This is a genomic window from Oceanibaculum indicum P24, assembly GCF_000299935.1.
In the GTDB taxonomy this organism is placed as follows: domain Bacteria; phylum Pseudomonadota; class Alphaproteobacteria; order Oceanibaculales; family Oceanibaculaceae; genus Oceanibaculum; species Oceanibaculum indicum.
Genome location: NZ_AMRL01000004.1, coordinates 46,645 through 64,141, shown reverse-complemented (window position 1 = coordinate 64,141; position 17,497 = coordinate 46,645). Strand labels below are relative to the sequence as shown.

Annotated in this window: 16 protein-coding genes; 13 read left to right on the top strand and 3 right to left on the bottom strand. The window is 65.0% G+C overall.

What is annotated here, in order from left to right; genetic code table 11:
• Positions 1 to 23 precede the first annotated feature (23 nt).
• Complete coding sequence (locus P24_RS04855) at positions 24 to 332, bottom strand: hypothetical protein (RefSeq protein WP_008943581.1); 309 nt, start codon at positions 330 to 332, stop codon at positions 24 to 26.
• A 258-nt stretch (positions 333 to 590) separates the two neighbouring features.
• Between P24_RS04855 and ccsA the strand changes: the two genes are divergently transcribed.
• The 12 genes from ccsA (at position 591) to P24_RS04795 (ending at position 14,601) form a co-directional block, all read left to right on the top strand.
• Positions 591 to 1,391: a cytochrome c biogenesis protein CcsA gene (ccsA, locus tag P24_RS04850; protein WP_008943580.1), complete on the top strand. Its 801-nt coding sequence runs from the start codon at positions 591 to 593 to the stop codon at positions 1,389 to 1,391.
• Between the two features lie 116 nt (positions 1,392 to 1,507).
• On the top strand, positions 1,508 to 2,521 hold the full coding sequence (dusB, locus tag P24_RS04845) for a tRNA dihydrouridine synthase DusB (protein ID WP_008943579.1): 1,014 nt from the start codon (positions 1,508 to 1,510) through the stop codon (positions 2,519 to 2,521).
• A complete protein-coding gene (locus tag P24_RS04840; RefSeq protein ID WP_008943578.1) occupies positions 2,521 to 3,687 on the top strand; it encodes a two-component system sensor histidine kinase NtrB in 1,167 nt (388 codons plus the stop codon). The genes dusB and P24_RS04840 overlap by 1 nt, the downstream gene beginning before the upstream one ends.
• Positions 3,687 to 5,147 (top strand): nitrogen regulation protein NR(I), encoded by a 1,461-nt coding sequence (gene ntrC, locus P24_RS04835; protein ID WP_008943577.1) that lies wholly within the window; start codon positions 3,687 to 3,689, stop codon positions 5,145 to 5,147. Before P24_RS04840 ends, ntrC begins: the two co-directional genes overlap by 1 nt.
• 90 nt (positions 5,148 to 5,237) lie before the next feature.
• Complete coding sequence (locus P24_RS04830; RefSeq protein WP_237740162.1) at positions 5,238 to 7,583, top strand: sensor histidine kinase NtrY-like; 2,346 nt, start codon at positions 5,238 to 5,240, stop codon at positions 7,581 to 7,583.
• Positions 7,573 to 8,976 carry a nitrogen assimilation response regulator NtrX gene (gene ntrX, locus P24_RS04825; RefSeq protein ID WP_008943575.1) on the top strand — a complete coding sequence of 468 codons (1,404 nt, stop codon included), beginning with the start codon at positions 7,573 to 7,575 and terminating at the stop codon, positions 8,974 to 8,976. Before P24_RS04830 ends, ntrX begins: the two co-directional genes overlap by 11 nt.
• A 44-nt stretch (positions 8,977 to 9,020) precedes the next feature.
• On the top strand, positions 9,021 to 10,397 hold the full coding sequence (trkA, locus tag P24_RS04820; RefSeq protein ID WP_008943574.1) for a Trk system potassium transporter TrkA: 1,377 nt from the start codon (positions 9,021 to 9,023) through the stop codon (positions 10,395 to 10,397).
• Between the two features lie 46 nt (positions 10,398 to 10,443).
• Positions 10,444 to 11,310: a D-amino-acid transaminase gene (locus P24_RS04815; RefSeq protein WP_008943573.1), complete on the top strand. Its 867-nt coding sequence runs from the start codon at positions 10,444 to 10,446 to the stop codon at positions 11,308 to 11,310.
• Positions 11,307 to 11,984 (top strand): HAD family hydrolase, encoded by a 678-nt coding sequence (locus P24_RS04810; protein WP_008943572.1) that lies wholly within the window; start codon positions 11,307 to 11,309, stop codon positions 11,982 to 11,984. The genes P24_RS04815 and P24_RS04810 overlap by 4 nt, the downstream gene beginning before the upstream one ends.
• Before the next feature lie 150 nt (positions 11,985 to 12,134).
• Positions 12,135 to 12,389, top strand: a complete 255-nt coding sequence (gene hfq / locus P24_RS04805; protein ID WP_008943571.1) for an RNA chaperone Hfq — start codon at positions 12,135 to 12,137, stop codon at positions 12,387 to 12,389.
• Between the two features lie 23 nt (positions 12,390 to 12,412).
• Entirely contained in the window at positions 12,413 to 13,759 is a 1,347-nt protein-coding gene (gene hflX / locus P24_RS04800) for a GTPase HflX (protein ID WP_051013078.1), read from the top strand.
• Positions 13,760 to 13,773: 14 nt separating this feature from the next.
• Positions 13,774 to 14,601, top strand: coding sequence for an inositol monophosphatase family protein (locus P24_RS04795; protein WP_008943569.1), 828 nt, complete (start codon positions 13,774 to 13,776; stop codon positions 14,599 to 14,601).
• A gap of 11 nt (positions 14,602 to 14,612) precedes the next feature.
• Here the strand turns inward: P24_RS04795 and P24_RS04790 are convergent, their stop codons facing one another.
• Positions 14,613 to 15,041, bottom strand: a complete 429-nt coding sequence (locus P24_RS04790; RefSeq protein WP_008943568.1) for a hypothetical protein — start codon at positions 15,039 to 15,041, stop codon at positions 14,613 to 14,615.
• Between the two features lie 26 nt (positions 15,042 to 15,067).
• Positions 15,068 to 15,712: a DsbA family oxidoreductase gene (locus tag P24_RS04785; protein WP_008943567.1), complete on the bottom strand. Its 645-nt coding sequence runs from the start codon at positions 15,710 to 15,712 to the stop codon at positions 15,068 to 15,070.
• 134 nt (positions 15,713 to 15,846) lie between these two features.
• Between P24_RS04785 and P24_RS04780 the strand changes: the two genes are divergently transcribed.
• The gene (locus P24_RS04780; protein WP_008943566.1) at positions 15,847 to 17,490 is read left to right on the top strand and encodes an acyl-CoA synthetase; all 1,644 of its coding nucleotides are present in this window, start codon (positions 15,847 to 15,849) and stop codon (positions 17,488 to 17,490) included.
• Positions 17,491 to 17,497 lie beyond the last annotated feature (7 nt).

Below are 17,497 nucleotides of genomic sequence, written 5' to 3'. Positions count from 1 at the left end.
CGGAATTTCCACCGGGATGCGCGTCAGACCGCGACGTCGACAATCATGCCGGTCTTCTTCTCCGCGCTTTCCTTGACCTTCTCCAGGATGGTCTCGCGGATCTTCTCCTCGATCTTGGCGCGCTCCTGCGAGTCCATGTTGCGCAGTTGCTCTTCCGTCACGCCGAGCTCGCCGAGGATCATCTCGCGCATCCGCTCGGCGGGCGATTTCGTCATATAGTCGAGGAATTCGTCCTGCGCGGTCGGCTTTTCGAGGCGCGAACTGCCGGGCGATATCGATGACGGGCTGCCAATGGTAATGCCCGATGGGCCGCCGATACCGGAAATGGACATGTGCCGCTGCTCCATCCGTTGGGAGGGTAGGAGCACAGAGGCAAATGTCATGCCCGCATGATATAATTATAACTTATTGATTTATTTGACAGTGGGCTGGGAAGGCCACCCGGCCGATCTTGCCGGGCGGCAGAATTTGCCGGGCAGAAACTTCCGCCTGGGATCATCAGGGCCGTTAACAGCGTCGGCTGACAAATGATGTTTTGCGAATGGTTCGCAGCACTATATATTTCTCACCAGACCGGATATAAGGCGCGCATGCCGACCACCCTGATCGTCAGTCTTTCCGCCCTGATCGCGATGCTGCCGGCATCGCTGCTGCCGTTCGGCCGGACGGCGGAAAGGGACCGGCTGTTCTGGGTGCTGCTGGTCCCCGCCGTGATCGGCCCCGTGGGCTGGGTGGTGGCGCAGATGTATGGCCGCTGGTACGCCGACCTGTCCGGCGCGCTGTGGGTCACCGTGGCGGCGACCATGGTGCTGTTTGCCGGGGCGGTGCTGATCGTGCCGGCCAGCCGGCGGCTGGCGCCGCTGCTGCTGCCCTACATGCTGCTGCTGGGTGTATTGGCAACCGTGCTGCGGCCTATCGAGACCGGGCCGTTCGCCGGTACGGTACCGGGCCTGTGGACGCAGGCGCATATCCTGCTCTCGGTCACAGCCTATGCGCTGCTGACCCTGGCGGCGGTGTCAGGTTTCGCTGTCTTCCTGCAGGAACGTGCGCTGAAGCGCAAGCAGCCAACCCGGCTGACCCGGCTGCTGCCCGCCGTGGCGGAGGGGGAGCGGCTGCAGATCGGCTTGCTGCTGCTGGCGGAAATCCTGCTGGGCCTTGGTGTTGCCACTGGAATGGCGGTGAACTGGACCAGGGGCGGCGGGGTGCTGGCGCTGGACCATAAGAGCGTGCTGTCGATTGCTGTCTTCGCCGTCGTGCTGGCGCTGCTGCTGGCGCACTGGCTGACCGGCCTGCGCGGGCGGATGGCGGCCCGTCTAGTGCTGATCGCCTTCCTGCTGCTGACACTGGCCTATCCGGGCGTGAAATTCGTCGCCGACATCCTTCTGGGCTAATACCGAACGACTGCCGAACAAATGTATGCAGGTTGCGTGATCCGCGCGCTTGTCATCGGGATTTGTTCGGTGTAGCGTTGCCCAAAGTTTGGGCACGAAAGGAAGATGCCTAAAATATGAGCGTATCAATCGGGCCAATTAAACTGGAGTCGCCGGTGATCCTGGCGCCCATGTCTGGTGTCACCGATCAGCCGTTCCGCCGCATTGTCCGGCGCTTCGGCGTCGGGCTCGTGGTTTCCGAGATGATTGCCAGCGCCGCCATGGTGCAGCAGGCGCGCAAGGAAATCCGCAAAATGTCGGAGGATTACAGCGCGGACTATCCGCTGTCGGTCCAGCTGGCAGGCTGCGAGCCTGCGCTGATGGCCGAGGCGGCGAAGCTGAATGCGGGCCGGGGCGCGGCCATCATCGACATCAATATGGGCTGCCCGGTGAAGAAGGTAACGGGCGGGCAACAGGCCGGCTCCGCCCTGATGCGCGACCTCGACCATGCCGCATCGCTGATCGAGGCGACGGTTAAGGCCGTCGATATCCCGGTCACACTGAAGATGCGCACCGGCTGGGACGATGGCAGCCGTAACGCGCCGCAGCTTGCCCGGATCGCCGAGGATCTCGGCGTGCGCATGGTCACCGTGCATGGCCGCACCCGCTGCCAGTTCTATACCGGCCGGGCCGACTGGTCCTATGTGCGTGCGGTGAAGCAGGTGGTTTCCATCCCAGTCGTCGTGAATGGCGACGTGACGACGGAGGAAGAGGCGGCCGAGGCGCTGCGCCTGTCTGGCGCTGATGCGGTGATGATCGGCCGGGGCAGCTATGGCCGGCCCTGGTTCCCAGCCCAGGTGGGGCACTATCTGCGCACCGGGGAGAAGCTGCCGGACCCGCCGCTGGCGGTCATCCTGGAGACGGTCAGGGATCACTGGGAGGCGATGCAGCGCCATTACGGGCCGCAGCTCGGCTGCCGCATCGCGCGCAAGCATATTGGCTGGTACAGCCGGTGCCTGCCCGGTTCCGCGGCCTTCCGCCAGCTGGTCAACAACACCACGGACCCGGATGCTGTACGGGACGCCATGGAGCATTACTTCACTGCCGCCCTCGACGGATCGGCGGGCAAATCCCTGCAGGAGGCCGCCTGATGGCGAAGATAAGCACGCCGCTGAAGCTGCTGGGCCGGGGACGGCGCCCGGCGCGCGTCGAGGAATCGGCGATCCTGCTGGCGCTGGCCAGCCCGGTGCTGGTGGTCGATGCGGACAACCAGATCGTCTATGTGAACGACGCGACCGAGCAGTTCTTCCGCCTCAGTGCCAACCAGCTGGTCGATCAGCGGCTTGCCGATTTCATCCCGGACGACAGCCCGCTCTTCTCCCTGCTGTCGCAGGTCCGGGCGCATGGCAACAGCATGTCGGACCATGGCGTGACGCTGGAGACGCCGCGCATCGGCACGCGCGACGTGACGATCGAGGTCGCACCGATCGCGGATTCCGACGGGCAGGTGGCGATCTGCATCCATGAACGTTCGGTGGCGCTGCAGTTCCACCAGCAGCTGACCTTCCGTGGCGCGGCGCGCTCCGTCACCGCGATGGCAGCGATGCTGGCGCATGAGGTGAAGAACCCGCTCTCCGGCATCAGGGGGGCGGCACAGCTGCTGGAGCAGAGTGTGCAGGACCCCGGCGACCAGGAGCTGACGACGTTGATCCGCGACGAGACCGACCGTATCTGCGCGCTGGTCGACCGGATGGAGGTGTTCTCCGACCAGCGGCCGATGCCGCGCGGTCCGGTGAATATCCATCTCGTGCTGGATCATGTGCGCAAGGTCGCCAAGACCGGCTTTGCCCGGCAGCACCGCTTTGTCGAGCAGTATGATCCATCGCTGCCGGCCGTGCTCGGCAATCGCGACCTGCTGATCCAGATTTTCCTGAACCTTGTGAAGAACGCTTCGGAGGCACTGCCGGAGGAGGGCGGCGAGATCACCCTGAGCACGGCCTACAAGCATGGCATAAGGCTGGCGGTGCCCGGCTCGCGCAGCAGCTTCGACCTGCCGCTGGTGATCAGCGTCACCGATAACGGGCCCGGCATCCCTGACGATCTGCGGCAGAACCTGTTCGACCCGTTCGTCACCACCAAGCAGAATGGCAGCGGCCTTGGGCTGGCGCTGGTCGCCAAGATCGTCGGCGATCATGGCGGCATCATCGAGGTGGACAGCCAGCCGAAGCGCACCGTCTTCCGCGTCATGCTGCCGATGGCGCCGGAAGAGATGGGCAGCGATCCGGTCGCCCGGCTGCTGCCGGTGGAGGCTGAGTGATGGCGCTGGCACGGTCCCAGACCATTCTGGTCGCTGACGATGATCGCGCCATCAGAACCGTTCTACATCAGGCACTTGCGCGCGCCGGCTATGATGTGAAGGTAACCGGAACGGCTGCTGCCCTGTGGCGCTGGGTGGAAGCGGGCGAGGGCGATCTGGTGCTCACCGATGTGGTGATGCCGGACGAGAACGGCCTCGATCTCATCCCCCGCATCAAGCGCCAGCGGCCCGATCTGCGCATCGTGGTGATGAGCGCGCAGAACACGCTGCTGACCGCGGTGAAGGCAACCGAGCGCGGCGCCTTCGAATATCTGGCCAAGCCGTTCGACCTGAAGCAGCTGATCAATGTGGTGCAGCGCGCCTTGCTGGCGCCGAAGGAGAGCCCGCCGCCGGTGATCGAGCAGCCGGAGGAGAGCGACGACACCCTGCCGCTGATCGGTCGGTCGCCGGCCATGCAGGAAATCTACCGCGTGCTGGCGCGGCTCATGGGAACCGACCTTACGGTCATGATCCATGGCGAATCCGGCACCGGCAAGGAGCTGGTGGCCCGCGCCCTGCACGATTACGGCAAGCGGCGCACCGGACCGTTCGTGGCGATCAACATGGCGGCGATCCCGCGCGAACTAATCGAGAGCGAGCTGTTCGGGCACGAGAAGGGCGCCTTCACCGGCGCCACCCAACGCTCCACCGGCCGGTTCGAGCAGGCGCAGGGCGGCACGCTGTTCCTGGACGAGATCGGCGACATGCCGCTGGACGCCCAGACCCGGCTGCTGCGCGTGCTGCAGGAAGGCGAATACACCACGGTTGGCGGACGCACGCCGATCAAGGCGGATGTGCGGATCATCGCCGCGACCCACCGCGACCTGCGCCAGCTCATCCGCCAGGGCCTGTTCCGCGAGGATCTGTTCTACCGGCTGAATGTCGTGCCGATCCGGCTGCCGCCGCTGCGCGAGCGCAAGGAGGATGTGCCGGCGCTGGTGCGGCATTTCCTGGCCGAGGCGCACAGCGAGGGGCTGCCGCGCAAGAGCATCGAACCGGCAGCGCTGGACCGGCTGAAGGCCTATTCCTGGCCGGGCAATGTGCGCGAGCTGGAAAACCTGGTCCGCCGCCTAGCCGTGCTCTATTCGCAGGACGAGATCACCGCCGATGTGGTGAATGAGGAACTGGCCGAGGCGGAGGAACCGCAACCCGCGCTTGAGGTTGGCGGCGAGGGCGAAAGCCTGGGATCGGCAGTCGAACGGCATCTGAAGAGCTTCTTCTCGGCCCATGCCGATGGCATGCCGGGTTCCGGCCTGTACGACCTCGTGCTGCGCGAGGTCGAGCGACCGCTGATCTCACTCAGCCTGTCGGCGACGCGCGGCAACCAGATCAAGGCGGCGGAGCTTCTGGGGCTGAACCGGAACACCTTGCGCAAGAAAATCCGCGAATTGGACATCCGGGTGACGCGCGGCCTAAAATAGCCGCCTCGTAACGCAAGGCTGGCCAATGGTAATGCGATGAGCGACGACGCCTTGGAAAGGGCGCGGAGCGGAGACAGCGCCACGAAGGACATGACAGGGTCGGCCGGCATGGCGCGCTTCTGGCGTCACCTCGGGCACTGGGCGGAGCGTGTGCGCCTTGGCCGCAAGGTGGCGCTGCTGCTCATTGTCGCGGCCCTGGTCTCGGGCACGCTGACCTACGCCGCGCTGACCGATTCCGGGCCGCTGGGCCCCGACCCCAATACCATCTTCGTGCTGATGAACGTCAACCTGCTGCTGCTGCTGCTGGTTGGCATGGTGGTGTCCTACCGGCTGGTCCAGCTGTGGATGGAGCGGCGGCGCGGCCTGGCGGGCTCCAAGCTGCATCTGAAGCTGGTCACGCTGTTCGCGCTTGTTGCCGTCATTCCGGCGATCATTGTCGCGGTGTTCTCCGCCCTGTTCCTGAATTTCGGCATCCAGTCCTGGTTCGACGAACGGGTGCGCACGGCGGTCACCGAATCGCGTGAGGTGGCGAAGGCCTATCTGGAGGAACATCAGAAGACGATCCGCGCCGACGTGCTGGCGATGGCCGCCGACCTCAACCGCGAGGCGCTGAGCCTGTCTGCCAATCCCAGGCGGCTCACCGCCTTCATCAGCGCGCAGGCGCAGGTGAGGGCGCTGGCCGAGGCGGTGGTGTTCGACAGCACCGGCTATATCCTCGCGCAATCGGCGCTCAGCTTCGCGATGCATTTCGAAACCGTGCCGGAGGCCTCGCTGCGTGAGGCGGAAACCGGCGCCGTCGTGCTGATGGAAAATGACGCCGACGACCGGGTGCGCGCGCTGGTCCGGCTGGACGGGTTCGCCGACGCCTACCTTTATGTCGGGCGGTTCGTGGACAGCAAGGTGCTGGCCCATATGGACCAGACGGAGGCCGCGGTCGAGGAATATCAGCGCCTGCAGGGACGGCAATCCAGCCTGCAGATCACCTTCGTGATGATCTTCGTCGTGGTGGCTCTGCTGATGCTGCTGGCGGCGGTCTGGGTCGGCCTGAACGTGGCGGCGGAGCTGTGGCGCCCGGTGCGCAACCTGATCGGCGCGGCGGAGCGGGTGCGGGCCGGCGACCTGACGGCCCGGGTGACGGACGAGGACGGTACCGACGAGCTGGGCGTGCTCAGCCGCGCCTTCAACCGGATGACAAGCCAGCTGGAGGAACAGCGGCAGGAGCTGATCGACGCCAACCGGCAGCTGGATACCCGCCGCCGCTTCACCGAAACTGTGCTGGCCGGCGTCTCGGCCGGCGTCATCGGCCTCGATGCGGAGGGGCGGATCAACCTGCCCAACCGGTCGGCCTCGCTGCTGCTGGACCAGCCTCTGGAACGCGCCATCGGCCTGCCGATTGGCGATGTCGTGCCGGAAATGGCGGACTTGCTGGCGGTGGCACAGGCACGGCCGGACCGCGACCTGGAGCGCGAGGTCATCCTCCAGGGCGAGGCGGGGCAGCGCACCCTCCTGGTGCGGATCACGGCGGAGCGGGGCGACGGCAATGCCGAGCAGGACCGCGCGCTGGGTTTCATCCTGACCTTCGACGACATCACCCAGCTGATGACCGCGCAGCGCAAGGCGGCCTGGGCTGATGTGGCGCGCCGCATCGCGCATGAGATCAAGAATCCGCTGACCCCGATCCAGCTGTCCGCGGAACGGCTGAAGCGCAAATATCTGGGCGAGATCGTCTCCGACAAGGAAAGCTTCGCGGCCTGTACCGAGACGATCATCCGCCATGTCGGCGATATCGGCCGCATGGTGGACGAATTCTCCAACTTCGCGCGGATGCCGGCACCTGTCCTGCGCCACGAGAATCTGGACGAACTGTGCCGCGAGACCCTGACGCTCTATCGCAGCGCGCATCAGGATATCCGGTTCGTGGCCTCCCTGCCGGATCCGCCGGCCATGGTCTGGTGCGACCACCGCCAGGTCCGTCAGGCGCTGACCAACCTGGTGCAGAACGCCATCGAATCGATTGGCGCCCGGCAGGAGACTGACCCCAAACCCGGCATCGTCCGGCTTGCCATCCAGCACAGGGACGGCCAGGTCGAGCTGTGTATCGAGGATAATGGCAAGGGCCTGCCCAAGGAGGTACGGCACCGCCTGACCGAACCCTATGTGACGACACGGGAGAAGGGGACTGGGCTGGGCCTTGCCATCGTGAAGAAGATCATGGAGGACCATGGCGGCGATCTCACAATCGAAGACCGCCGTCGCACCGGTGCGCGTGTCCGGTTGATTTTCCCGGGGCGGGATGTAATCTCCGGCCACCATGGTAAATCCGGCATCGAAGCAGAGACTGCCCGCCTGTCCGATTCTGGCTCCGGCTCCGGTCCTGGCTCATCAGCCGGTTCCGGCGGCCACACTCCTGGATTAGCGGTTGTTCATGGCGCATGACATCCTGATCGTCGATGACGAGGCGGATATTCGACAGCTCATCTCCGACATTCTGGGGGATGAGGGCTATCGTACCCGCATGGCGGCGAATTCAGACGAGGCGCTGGATGCGATCGCAACCCGTCTGCCGCATCTGGTGATCCAGGATATCTGGCTGCAGGGCAGCCGGCTGGACGGGTTGCAGATTCTCGACCGCGTGAAGCACGATCACCCGAACCTGCCGGTGGTCATGATCAGCGGCCATGGCACCATCGAGATGGCGGTCAGCGCGCTTCAGCGCGGCGCCTACGATTTCGTCGAGAAACCCTTCAAGACCGACCGGCTGCTCCTTCAGGTCAGGCGCGCCATCGAGGATGCCAGCCTGCGCCGGGAGAATGCGGAACTCAGGCTGCGCGGCGGGCCGGAGACGGAGCTGACGGGCAGTTCTCCGGCGATCATGCATCTGCGCCAGTCCATCGAGAAGGTGGCCCCCACCGGCAGCCGCGTGCTGATCACCGGGCCGGCGGGGTCGGGCAAGGAAGTGGTCGCCCGCATGGTCCATGCCCGGTCCCGGCGCAATAACGGGCCCTTTATCGTGCTGAACTGCGCCACCATGCACCCTGACCGGCTGGAGCTGGAGCTGTTCGGCAGCGAGAGCGAGCAGGAAGGCAATGGCGGGCGGAAGATCGGCACCTTCGAGCAGGCCCATGGCGGCACGCTGCTGCTCGATGAGGTTGCCGACATGCCGCTGGAAACCCAGGGCAAGATCGTGCGGGTACTGCAGGACCAGACCTTCGAGCGGTTGGGCGGCCGCCGGCGCGTCGAGGTGGATGTGCGCGTGATCGCCTCCACCAACCGCGACCTTGAGCATGAAATGCAGGAAGGCCGGTTCCGCCAGGACCTCTATTACAGGCTGAATGTGGTGCCGCTGCGCGTCCCCTCCCTGCGCGAACGCCGGGAGGATGTGCCGACGCTGATCGCCTATTTCCTGGCCCGCGCGGCGGAGCAGGCGGGCCTGCCGATCCGCCAGATCAGCGATGACGTGATCGCGGCGCTGCAGGTCTATGAATGGCCGGGCAATGTGCGCCAGCTGCGCAATCTGGCGGAATGGATGCTGATCATGGCGCCGGGCGATGCGCGCGAGCCGATCCGGATCGAGAACCTGCCGCCGGAGATCAGCGCCACGGCGCCGGCGGTCACGCGGCTGGACAAGGGCAGCGAGATCATGAATCTGGCCCTGCGCGAGGCCCGCGAGCTGTTTGAGCGGGAATATCTGATGGCGCAAGTGAACCGGTTCGGTGGCAATATCTCAAAAACTGCGGCTTTTGTCGGCATGGAGAGGTCCGCCCTGCACCGGAAGCTGAAATCGCTGGGCGTGCCGGCACCGGAACGGGCGACGAAGCTGGTTTCCTGATCTCCGGCCCTTGCCGGCGGTCGTCGAAAGGATAGGCAACAGCCATGAACGTGATTATCTGCGGCGCGGGGCAGGTTGGCTCCAGCATCGCCCGCTATCTGTCCTCCGAGGGCAATGACGTCACCGTCATCGACCAGTCGCCGGAGCTGATCCGCAAGATCAACGATACGCTCGACGTGCGCGCCTTCGTCGGCCACGCCTCGCATCCCGGCACGCTGGAGATGGCCGGCGCCAAGGAGGCCGACATGCTGATCGCGGTCACCTATGCCGACGAGGTGAACATGATCGCCTGCCAGGTCGGCCACTCTCTGTTCCAGGTGCCAACGAAGATCGCCCGCGTGCGCAGCCAGAATTATCTGCAGCCGGAATGGGCAGACCTGTTCAGCCGCGACAACATGCCGATCGACGTCATCATCTCGCCGGAGGTTGAGGTCGCGCGCCATATCGGCCAGCAGCTGCAGGTGCCGGGCGCCTTCGACATGCTGGCGATGGCGGACGGCAAGGTGCGGGTCGTCGGCGTGCGCTGCGGCGAGGATTGCCCGGTCGTGAACACGCCGATGCGCCAGCTTGCCAGCCTGTTCCCCGACCTCAACATGGTGGTCGTCGCGATCATCCGGAACGACAAGGTGATCGTGCCGTCCAGCGAGGACCAGATGCTGGCCGGGGACGAGGTCTATTTCGTCTGCGACACCGCCCACCTGGCCCGCGCCATGGACGCCTTCGGCCATCAGGAGCCGGAAGCGCGCCGCATCATTGTCGTCGGCGCCGGCAATATCGGCCTGACGCTGGCGCAGAACATCGAGGAAAATCAGTCCGCTGTCAGCGTGAAGCTGATCGAGGTATCGCCGGAGCGCGCTAAGAGGGCGGCGGGCCAGCTTGCCAAGACCATGGTGTTGGCCGGCAGTGCGCTGGACCCGGAAATCCTCGAAGAGGCGAACATCCGCAGCACGGAGACCTTCGTTTCGGTCTCCAACGATGACGAGGTGAACATCATTAGTGCGCTGCTGGCCAAGCGTTATGGCTGCGAGCGGGCGGTGACGCTGATCAACAATCAGCCCTATGGACCGCTGGTCACGGCGCTGGGCGTGGATGCGGTGGTGAATCCGCGCTCCATCACCGTCTCGACCATCCTGCAGCACATCCGGCGCGGCCGTATCCGCGCCGTGCATTCGCTGCGCGAGGGGGTGGGCGAGGTGATCGAGGCGGAGGCGCTGGAGACCTCCACCATGGTCGGCGTACCGCTGCGCGAGGCGAAACTGCCGAATGGTGTCATCGTTGGCGCCATCCTGCGTGATGATGAGCTGGTCGTGCCACGCGGCGACACGCGCATCCAGGCCAAGGACAGGATCATCCTTTTTGCTGCCAGCAATGCGGTAAAGAAGGTGGAGAAGCTGTTCTCGGTTCGGCTAGAGTATTTCTGAGGCGTCTGACGCCCTTCCATTTCCGTTGCGTCGCTAGAGGTTGCGCATGTCCCGTATCGCTTACGTCAATGGCCGCTATGTCCAGCATGGGGATGCCGCCGTCCATATCGAGGATCGCGGCTATCAGTTCGCCGATGGCGTCTATGAGGTGGTCACCGTGGTGAACGGGCGGCTGGTGGACGAGGACCCGCACCTTGACCGGCTGTGGCGCTCGCTGGGCGAACTGCGCATTGATGTGCCGATGTCGCGCGCCTCGATGAAGGCGGTGACGCGGGAGATCATCCGCCGCAACCGGCTGAAGACCGGCCTGGTCTATATGCAGGTGACGCGTGGCGTTGCCCGCCGTGACCATCCTTTTCCGAAGCCGGGCACGCCGCCGGCCATGGTCATGACCGTGAAGCATATGCGCCTGCCGGGCCGGGCGAAGATCGAGGAAGGCGTGAAGGTCATCTCGATCAAGGATATCCGCTGGGAACGCTGCGATATCAAGACGGTAGGTCTGCTTCCTAACATCCTGGGCAAGCAGCAGGCGCGCGAGGCCGGGGCCACCGAGGCCTGGCAGGTGGATGAGGACGGCATGGTGACCGAGGGCACCTCGACTAATGCCTGGATCATCACCAAGGAGGGGGAACTGGTCACGCGGCCGGCCACCAACGACATTCTGAACGGCATCACCCGGCTGCGCATCCTGAAGATTGCCGAGGCGCATGGCGTGAAGTTCGTCGAGCGGCCCTTCAGCCTGGATGAGGCGTTGCAGGCCCGTGAGGCCTTCATCTCCAGCGCCACCAGCTTCGTCACGCCGGTGACGCAGATCAACGACACGGTCATTGGCAATGGCCGGGCCGGCACGCTGTCGCTCAGCCTGCGTGACTGGTACGACGAATTCATGGCCGGCCTGAAGGAGAGTGCGTGAGCGCCCTGGCGGCACTGGACTGTCCGGCGCGGCCGCGCGCCGTCCTCTTCGACTGGGACCATACGCTGGTCGATAACTGGGATGCGATCCGGGCCGCGCTGAACTTCACGCTAGTCAGCTTCGGTCAGGAAGCCTGGACCGTCGAGGAGACGCGTGCCCGGGTGAAAGCCTCGTTGCGCGACTCCTTCCCGCTACTGTTTGGCGACCGGTGGGAGGAGGCGCGGACGCTCTTCCTCGACCACTTTGCGGAAAACCATCTGGCGGTGCTGAAACCGCTGCCGGGGGCGGCCGATCTGCTGGCGCATCTGGCGGCCGAAGGCGTCTATATGGGCATCGTCTCCAACAAGCGCGGCCCGACCCTGCGGCTGGAGACGGCGCATCTTGGCTGGGACCGCTATTTCGGACGGATCATCGGCGCGGAGGATGCCCCCGAGGACAAGCCATCGCCGATCCCGGTGTCGATGGCCCTGGAGGGCAGCGGCATCGCGCCGGGTGCGGATGTCTGGTTCGTCGGCGATACCTCCATCGATATGGAGTGTGCACATAATGCGGGCTGCGTGCCGGTGCTGGTCCGTGACCCGCTGCCCGACGATCCTGCGCTGAAGCTGCACCCGCCGGCCTGGCATGCGCCGCATTGCGGACAACTGACCGACTGGCTGCGGGCCGGACTCTGACGGATCACCCTGCCGCTTTCCGAAAACGGCATTGAATCCATTGAGTCGAAGCCCAATTTCATTTATCGGTAGGTATTTCGCATGTGCGAAAAGACCGGGGCGACAAGAGCCGCAATCGGGCTCCAACAAATTAACAGACGGAAAGCAACGATGTCTGATAAGAATCAAAACGTTCAGGACGTATTCCTCAACAATATCCGCAAGCAGAAGACGCCGGTGACCATCTTCCTGATCAATGGCGTGAAGCTGCAGGGGATCGTAACCTGGTTCGACAATTTCTCGGTTCTGCTGCGCCGTGATGCGCATTCGCAGCTTGTCTACAAGCATGCGATCTCGACCATCATGCCGGCCCAGCCGATCCAGCTGTTTGACGGGGCAAAGGAAGGCGCTGACACTGACGATTGATGTCACGGACGCCGGCCAACGGAATGGGTGATTCGTTCCACGAAAGAAATCAGGGGATTGCCACGCAGGCTTCCTCCACGCGTGCCCTGATCCTGCATCTCGATCTGCTCTCCGCCGCCGACAAGAGCGGCGGAGCTGTTCGTGCGCCCGAAGCGCGGCTGGAGGAGGCGTGCGGCCTCGCGCTCGCCATCGATCTCGACATCGTCCATTCGGAAGTCGTGCGGGTCTCCCGCGCGACGCCGGCGACGCTTATGGGCAGCGGGCAGGTCGAACGCTTCGCTGATGTCATCGACGCGATGGAGATCGAGGTGGCGGTGATCGATACCGCCCTGTCGCCGGTGCAGCAGCGCAATCTGGAACGGTCCCTGAAATGCAAGGTGATCGACCGCACGGCGCTGATCCTGGAAATCTTCGGCGCCCGCGCCCGCACGCATGAAGGCCGGCTACAGGTCGAACTGGCGGCACTGACCTACCAGCGCAGCCGTCTGGTGCGGTCCTGGACCCATCTGGAGCGGCAGCGTGGCGGCGCGGGTTTCATGGGCGGCCCCGGCGAAAGCCAGATCGAGCTGGACCGCCGTATCATCGACGACAAGATCGTGAAGCTGAAGCGCCAGCTGGATGAGGTGAAGCGCACCCGCGAGCTGCATCGCAGCGCCCGGCGCAAGGTGCCGTATCCCATCGTGGCGCTGGTCGGCTACACCAACGCCGGCAAGTCCACGCTGTTCAACCGGATGACGCGGTCGGCTGTCTTTGCCAAGGATCTGCTGTTCGCGACGCTGGACCCGACCATGCGGCGGCTCTCCCTGCCATCGGGCCGGCAGATCATCCTGTCCGATACGGTAGGCTTCATCTCCGACCTGCCGACCCAGCTTGTCGCCGCTTTCCGCGCCACGCTGGAGGAGGTGCTGGAAGCCGACATCATCCTGCATGTCCGCGACGTCGCCCATCCCGACAGCGCGGCGCAGCGCGCCGATGTCGAAGCGGTGCTGGCCGATCTCGGCATTGCGCCGGAGGAAAGCGACACGCCGATCATCGAGGTGCTGAACAAGGTCGATCTGCTGCCTGAGGAGGACCGGGCTCAGGTTCTCAACCTCGCGGCGCGCGATCCGGACAAAGTGGCCGTCTCCGCCTTGGAAGGCAGCGGCACCGATGAGCTGCTCACCCTGCTTGACCAGCGGCTGAATGCCAGGCGGGAACTGCTGCGTGTGGATGTCGATCTGTCGGACGGCGCCACCCTGGCCTGGCTGTACCGCCATGGCGAGGTGCTGGAGCGTGAGGATGACGAGAAGCATTCGCACCTGCTGGTGGGCCTCGATCCTGCCGACCGGGCGCGGTTTGAGCGCCGCCAGGCCGGCCAGCCCCTTTCCTGAAACCGGATGCCGGCATGAGTCTCGATCCCGACCGCGTCTCCGCCCTGCTGCGCGAAACCGCCGAACTGAAGATCCTGCCGCGCTTCCGCGCGCTGGGCGAGGGCGATACGCATGAGAAGGGGCCGGGCGACCTCGTCACCATCGCCGACCTTGAATCGGAAAAGCACCTGACGCCGGCCCTTAAGCGCCTGCTGCCCGGCTCCGAGGTGGTGGGTGAGGAAGCAGCTTCCTCAAATTCCGCCGTGCTTGACCTGCTGAAGGGCGACAGCCCGGTCTGGATCATCGATCCGGTGGACGGGACCGCCAATTTCGCCGACGGGTCGGAGATGTTCGCCGTGATCGTTGCGCTGGTTCAGGGCGGCGAGGTGCTGGCCGGCTGGATCTACGACCCGATCCGCGACCGCATGGCGGTGGCCGAGGCGGGCGAGGGCGCCTATCTGGACGACAAGCGCATGCGGGTGTCGCAGCCGGTGCCGCTGTCCGAGATGCTGGGCATCATCAGCCTGAAATTCGTCCCGACCGAGGAACGGCCCGTCCTGCGCGCCCGCGCCCAGGAACTGCGGCGTTTCTTCTCGCTGGGCTGCGCCGGCCAGGAATATCTGCAGCTGGCGGAAGGGCGGACGCATTTCTCCGTCTATCGCCGGATCATGCCCTGGGACCATGCCGCGGGCTGGCTGATCCACAAGGAGTCCGGCGGCGTCGGCGCCTTCGCGGACGACACACCTTATGACCCGACCATCCACCAAGGGCGCCTGATCATGGCGCCGGATGGCGACAGCTGGCGCGCGCTGCGCGACCTGCTGTTCCCCGATCCTGCCGACCGGGTTGAACGCACAGCCTGAAGAATTGGGCGCTAAGCCTTCAGATCAATTATTTTCTTGTTGGCTGGCGCGATAACCGCCGGCTGTTCCCGGCGCAAGGGGGCGGCAGCCCGGGCCGGCACATCGATGATCGGCGGTGCTGCTGGCGGAGTTGGCTCTTCAGCTGGTGCGGGGGCGGAAGGTGTTTCTGCCGCACCCAGCTTTTCTAGGGTCAGGCTGTCGTCGGCGCTGTCCGGCAGCGCGGTGCCGAGATAATTCAGCGCGAAACGGCGGCGGTCCTCTTCCTCTTCAAACAGCACAGTGAGAGACAGCGCCTGCACGCGCTTCCCGCCATGATCGCGCGCCGCCATGAAGCCGCCGAAGCGAATACTCCACTTGCCCTTGCTGTTCGCCGCCAGCCAGGTTTCGGCATAATCGAGCGAGCGGCGATGCGGGACCGGATAACGCAGCATGTAGCGCATGGCCGGCGGCCTTTCTTTAGCCGCCATCAGGCGGCGGGTGTGCCTTCTTCCTGCAAGGCAAGGTCGAACATCGGGAACAACGCCTCCGGCTCCTGCGCGCCGGACAGGCCGTATTTGCCGTTCAGCACGAAGCAGGGCACGCCATTGATCCCGATCCGGTTGGCCGTCGTGCATTCCGCCTCGACCTCGGCCTTGTGCTCGATCCCGTCCAGGAAAGGCCGCAGCTCGGCGGCGGGCAGCCCTTGCGCCGTGCCGATCTCGAACAGCACCTCCTTGTCGCCGATATCCTGGCCTTCCAGGAAATAGGCCTGGAACAGCGCCTCGGTCACCGGTTCCTGCAGCTGGCTGTCATAGGCATAGCGGATCAGCCGGTGCGCATCGACCGTGTTGGGGGTGCGCTTGATCTTCTCGAAATCGAACGGAATGTTCTCGCTGCTGCCGACCCGGCGGATGGTGTCGTAGATCTGACGGGCACGCATCTCGCTGCCGAACTTGGCCTCGACATAGGCCTGCCGGTCCATGCCTTCCTTCGGCATGCCGGGGTTCAGCTGGAAGGCCCGCCATCTGATTTCCAGCCCCGGCATCGGCCGCAGCTGCAGGGCGCGTTCCAGCCGGCGCTTGCCGATGAAGCACCACGGGCAGATCACGTCGGAGAAGATATCGAGGCGCATGGCTGTTCCTTTCCCGCCCGGTTTGCTGCGGAACAAGCATGCAGCTTGACGGGCGTCAGCAGGGATTCGAGCATGAGGCATAACAAACGGCAACCCGTCAACCGGGTGCCTTGATCACAAGAACGGGAGGGGACGTGTCCGACGCTGGGAATCTGGGCGCCTATGAGCGCGATCTGGATCGCTGTTCCGCCAATCATGTGGCCTTGAGCCCGCTGTCTTTCCTGGAGCGTTCTGCGCTCGTCTATCCCGACAAGATCGCCGTGATTCACGGCAAATCCAGTTACAGCTACCGTGATTTGCGCGCGCGCTGCGGCCGGCTGGCGGCAGCACTGGCGGCGCGTGGCATCGGGGCGGGTGATACGGTCTCCATCCTGGCGCCGAACATTCCGCCGCTGCTGGAGGCGCATTACGGCATCCCGATGCTGGGGGCGGTGCTGAACGCGATCAATACAAGGCTCGATGCCGACACCATCGCCTTTATCCTGCAGCATGGGGAGTCGAAGGCGCTGATTGCCGACCGGGAATTTGCCGGCGTGGTGGGGCCGGCACTCAAGAAGCTGGGCCGGGACATCCTGCTGGTGGAGATCGACGATCCGGAAGCGGGCGGGGCGGGGAGTTCCCTGGGCGGTATCGACTATGAGGATTTCCTGGCGGAAGGCAGCTCAGGCCATGTCTGTGCGCCGCCCGCCGATGAATGGCACCCCATCGCGCTGAACTACACCTCGGGGACCACCGGCAATCCAAAGGGCGTGGTCTATTCCCATCGCGGCGCCTATCTGAACGCCATCGGCCAGGTGCTGGCCTTCGGGCTGGGGCCGCAGACCCGCTATCTCTGGACCCTGCCGATGTTCCACTGCAATGGCTGGACCTATACCTGGGCGGTCACGGCGGTCGGCGGTACCCATGTCTGCCTGCGCCGCGTCGATCCGGCGCTGATCTTTCCGGCGATCCGCGACCATGCAGTGAGCCATATGTGTGGCGCGCCCATTGTGCTGAACATGATGATCCATGCGCCGGACGACCAGAAGCTCGCCTTCGACCATGTGGTCGAGGTGGCGACGGGAGGTGCGGCCCCGCCCTCGGCGGTGATCGAGAAGATGGAGGCAATGGGCTTCTGCGTCACTCATCTCTATGGGCTGACGGAAACCTACGGACCGTCCACCGTCTGCGCCTGGCAGGAGGACTGGGCCGATCTGGAACTGGAGAAGCGCTCGGGCAAGATGGCGCGGCAGGGCGTGCATTACCCGACGCTGCAGGGCATGCGCGTCGTTGATCCGGAAACCCAGCAGGACGTGCCGGCCGACGGCCAGACCATCGGCGAGGTGCTGTTCCGCGGCAATACGGTGATGATGGGCTACCTGAAAAACCGCAAGGCCACGGACGAGGCCTTCGCCGGCGGCTGGTACCACAGCGGCGACCTCGCCGTGCTGCATCCCGATGGCTATATGGAAGTGAAGGACCGCGCCAAGGACATCATCATCTCCGGCGGCGAGAACATCTCTTCGCTGGAGGTGGAGGAGGCGCTGTTCCGCCACCCCTCGATCATGGAGGCAGCGGTGGTGGCCCGGCCAGACGAGAAATGGGGCGAGAGCCCCTGCGCCTTCGTCACGCTGAAGCCCGGTGCGCCAACCCTCTCGGAGGAGCAGGTGATCGACTGGTGTCGGCAGAAGCTGGCGCGCTTCAAGGTGCCGCGCACTGTGGTGTTCGGGCCGCTGCCCAAGACCTCAACCGGTAAGATCCAGAAATTCGTGCTGCGTCAGCAGGCGGAAGGTCTGTAGCCGGCTT